We start from the raw sequence: 4,081 nt of genomic DNA on the forward strand, positions 1-4,081 counted from the left end.
CTTTTTGCCTTGGGGCGGCCCGGCGGCAAAAATGCCCCCACGCCGCAGGGAGAACAACCTCTATTCTGGAACGTTCGACGCCCAGGCGGCAAATGCCAAACCCGGCAGCATCCATAACAAAACGTCATGGCCTGCCTAGGCGGCGCGGTGCAGCTTGATGATGGCCGCAGCCGTGGGGTCACGCACCAGGTCGGCCAGCGTGTAGCCGTTGAGCGCGTCGTAGAAGGCATTGAGCGTTTGCGCCAGCACGCCTGCCAGGCGGCAGGAGCCGTCCAGCGCACACGGCGGTTCGCGGCAATCGATCAGCGGGCCCTGCTGCTCCAGTTCGCGGATCAGGTCGCCCACGCGGTACGTCGATGCGGGGCGCGCCAGGCTCAGGCCGCCGCCCTTGCCGCGCGACGTGCTGACCCATTCCCGCTGCGCCATGAAGTGCACCACCTTGACCAGGTGATTGCGGGACACGTCGAAGCGCCCCGCGATCTCCGGGATGGTGACGGCGGCAGGCCGGTCGCGGCATTGCGTCAGGTACATCAGCACGCGCAAGCCGAAGTCGGTGAATCGGGTCAGTTGCATAGAATGGAAGACAGGATGCCTGGCGGCCCAGGCAGATCAGGCCGCCAGGATACACCGGTCAGGCCGGCGCGCCGCCACTGCCGAAGGCCTCGGCGTGGATGCGGTCAGGCCCCACGCCCAGCTCCAGCAACGCTTCGCGCTGCGCCAGCATGAACGGGGCCGGGCCACACAGGTAGTAGTCCGCGCCGGGCACGATGACCTCGTCGCGTATGGCGCGCAGGTCCAGCCGGCCGGCGTGGTCGTAATCGCGTCCCGGCTCGTCGTCGTGGCCGACCTCTTCGTAGAACACGGCCTTGCGCACATTGCCCCGCTCGGCGGCGATGCGGTTGACGTGGTCTTTCATGGCATGCACCGACCGGTTGCGGCAGCCGTGCACGAAGCGGATCTGGCGTTCGTCGTTGTTGCGGACCAGATGATTCAGGATCGACACCATCGGCGTCAGCCCCACCCCGCCGCTCAGCAGCACGACGGGCGCATCGCTGTCCGCCTTCAGGTGGAAATCTCCCTGCGGCGGGGCCACGTCCAGCACGCCGCCCTCTTCCAGGCGATCATGCAGGGCATTGGACACGCGGCCCGCGGGCGTCTGCGCGCCGGCCGGTTCGCGCTTGACCGAAATGCGCAGACGGTCCTGCCCGGGCGCATCCGACAAGCTGTATTGGCGGGGCTGCATCAAACCCAACTCGGGCACGTAAATGCGCACCGACACGTATTGCCCCGGCTGATAGGCAGGCACCGCGCCGCCGTCGGAAGGCGCCAGATAGAAAGAGGTGATTTCAGCGCTTTCGGCCTGCTTGCCCACCACGCGGAACGCTCGCCAGCCCGTCCAGCCGCCGGGCTTGCCGGCCGATTCGGCGTACAGGCGCGCCTCTTCGGCGATCAGCAGGTCCGCCAACTGGCCGTACGCGGCGCCCCAGGCGTCCACCAATTCGTCGGTCGCCGCTTCGCCCAGCACCTCGCGGATGGAAGCCAGCAGATGCTTGCCCACGATGGCGTAGTGCTCGGGCCGGATGCCCAGGCTGACGTGCTTGTGCACGATACGCGTGACCACCGGCATCAGCACCGAGGGATCGTCGATGTGTTCGGCGTAGGCTGTCACCGCCCCCGCCAGCGCGTGCTGCTGCTGGCCGCCGGCCTGGTGGGCCTGGTTGAAGACGTGCTTCAACTCGGGATTGTGGTCGAACATGCGCGCATAGAAATGGCGCGTCAGCGCCACGCCATGCGTCTTCAGGACGGGGGCCGTGGCTTTGACCAGTGCACGGATTTGGGGGCTCAACATCAGGTGCTCCTTGGGTTGCGAGCGCACTCGCTTTTAAACATGCATTAATAATACATCTTTAAAAGCAGGCGGCAAAACGCGACGCATACCGGGCCGGCCTGCCCGGTTTACACTGACGGATTGCCGCAACACCACACAAAAGGTTCACCCATGAGCACTGCTACGCTCAAGACCCGCCTCTCCGATTCCGTCAAGGACGCGATGCGCGCCAAGGCTGCCGAGCGCCTGACGACGCTGCGTTTCCTGCTGGCAGCCGTCAAGCAGAAGGAAGTGGACGAACGCCGCGACCTGACCGACGCCGAAATCACCGCCATCATCGAAAAGCAGGTCAAGCAGCGCCGCGAGTCGATCGCCGCGTTTGAACAGGCCGGCCGCACCGAGACGGCGGATCAGGAAAAGGCCGAAATGGCCGTGTTGCAGGAATTCCTGCCGCAGGCCGCCTCGCCTGAAGAAGTGGCCGCCGCCATCGACGCCGCCCTGGCCGAAGTGGCCGCGCAAGGCGTGACCGGCGCACCCGCGATGGGCAAGGTCATGGCGCTGCTCAAGCAGGCACTGGCCGGCCGTGCCGACATGACCGCGCTGTCCCAGCAAGTGAAGGCCCGCCTGGCCTGATCCGAAGCGGGCAGTTAGAACGCGCCGCCGAACAAATCCGGCTGGCGCGCCTGCTCGGCGGGATCGGCAAAGTTGCTCATCCCCACCCCTGCCAGCCGGTACAGGGTTTCCGGCGGCAATTCCACGCGTTCGCACAGCAGCCTGGCCACGGCGGCGAGTTCCGCCGCCGATCCCGGCGGATTCGGGCTGGTCTGGCTGCGCGTCAGGATGCGGAAACGGTCGGTCTTCAACTTGAGCACCACCGTCCGCCCCAGCGCGCCCTTCTTCAGCGCCTGGTCCCACACCCGGTCGGCCATGCGGTCAATGGCGTCGCCCAGCGCATCCAGCCGGATGTCTTCTGAAAATGTCGTCTCCGCGGACACCTGCTGCAAAGGCTGGTCGGTCTGCACCTCGCGCTCGTCGATGCCGCGCGCCAATTCGTACAGGCGCCTGCCGTAACGGCCGAAGTAGTGTTCAAGCTCTTCCGCGCTGTGCGTCGCCAGGTCACCGACGGTGTGGATGCCCAGTTGCTCCAGTCGGGCCTGCGTCACCTTGCCCACGCCGGGCACCTTGCGCACCGGCAAGGGTTGCAGGAATTCCAGCACCTTGCCCGGCCGGACCACGAACTGGCCGTCGGGCTTGTTCCAGTCGGACGCGATCTTGGCCAGGAACTTGTTGGGCGCGATGCCCGCTGATGCCGTCAGCCCGGTTTCTTCCCGGATCTGGTGCCGGATGACCTGCGCCACTTCCGTGGCCGATGGCAGCCCGCACTTGTTGATCGTGACGTCCAGATAGGCCTCGTCCAGCGACAGCGGTTCGATCAGGTCGGTATGGCGGGCGAAAATCTGGCGGATCTGGCGCGACACCTCGCGGTAGCGATTGAAATCCGGCGGCACATAGATGGCCTGCGGGCAAAGCCGTTCCGCGCGGACCGCGGACATGGCCGAGTGGATGCCGAAGCGCCGGGCTTCGTACGACGCGGCGCACACGACCGAACGCGGGCCGGTCCAGGCCACGACCACCGGCTTGCCACGCAGTTCAGGGTTGTCGCGCTGCTCCACGGACGCGTAGAACGCATCCATGTCCACATGCACGATCTTGCGCATAAGTTCAGACATTCCGCTTGGGGACAAGTGGCCGGCCCGGCGATGCGCTGGCGGCCACTGCAAAAAAATATATTATGACCGGCTGATCCCGCTTTCCCATTCCGCCCACAACCGATCCATGACCGCACCTGCCCAAACCGATTACTTTGGCCTGACGATACCCTTCATGACCTTCATCGGCCTGGTGCCCGAAAGCATCGCGCCGGCTTACGCCCGCACCTCGCTGCCCTGGCGCGAAGACCTGACCAACAGCCGCGGCGACGTGCATGGCGGCACGCTGATGAGCGTGCTGGACTTCACGCTCAGCGCAGCCGCCCGCGGCTCGGCCGACGCCACCGAAGGCATGGCCACCATCGACATGAACACCACGTTCCTGTCGCCCGGCACGGGCAACCTGGTAATCGAGGCACGCTGCCTGCGCCGCGGCGCGTCCATCGCTTTCTGTGAAGGCGACATCCGCCGCGCCGATGGCGAACTGGTCGCGCGCGCCACCGCCACCTTCAAGATCATCCGCCGCCGTCCGGGCGGCGATTGA

5 protein-coding genes are annotated in these 4,081 nt (G+C 66.2%); 2 read left to right on the forward strand and 3 right to left on the reverse strand.

Features of this window, described 5'->3' with window-relative positions; all coding sequences use genetic code 11:
- Positions 1–135: 135 nt before the first annotated feature.
- Together ACO6D5_RS29115 and hmpA are read right to left on the reverse strand one after the other, a co-directional pair.
- Complete coding sequence (locus ACO6D5_RS29115; protein ID WP_315846631.1) at positions 136–573, reverse strand: Rrf2 family transcriptional regulator; 438 nt, start codon at positions 571–573, stop codon at positions 136–138.
- 58 nt (positions 574–631) lie between these two features.
- On the reverse strand, positions 632–1,849 hold the full coding sequence (hmpA, locus tag ACO6D5_RS29120) for an NO-inducible flavohemoprotein (protein ID WP_315846630.1): 1,218 nt from the start codon (positions 1,847–1,849) through the stop codon (positions 632–634).
- A gap of 150 nt (positions 1,850–1,999) precedes the next feature.
- On the opposite strand from hmpA, the gene ACO6D5_RS29125 reads away from it, so the two are divergent.
- Positions 2,000–2,461, forward strand: coding sequence for a GatB/YqeY domain-containing protein (locus ACO6D5_RS29125; RefSeq protein ID WP_006226902.1), 462 nt, complete (start codon positions 2,000–2,002; stop codon positions 2,459–2,461).
- Between the two features lie 14 nt (positions 2,462–2,475).
- Here ACO6D5_RS29125 and dinB read toward each other — a convergent pair whose 3' ends face one another.
- Positions 2,476–3,558 (reverse strand): DNA polymerase IV, encoded by a 1,083-nt coding sequence (gene dinB / locus ACO6D5_RS29130; RefSeq protein WP_315846629.1) that lies wholly within the window; start codon positions 3,556–3,558, stop codon positions 2,476–2,478.
- 106 nt (positions 3,559–3,664) lie between these two features.
- Between dinB and ACO6D5_RS29135 the strand changes: the two genes are divergently transcribed.
- Positions 3,665–4,081 carry a hotdog domain-containing protein gene (locus tag ACO6D5_RS29135; protein WP_315846628.1) on the forward strand — a complete coding sequence of 139 codons (417 nt, stop codon included), beginning with the start codon at positions 3,665–3,667 and terminating at the stop codon, positions 4,079–4,081.

The sequence above is a fragment of the Achromobacter sp. genome (assembly GCF_057314935.1).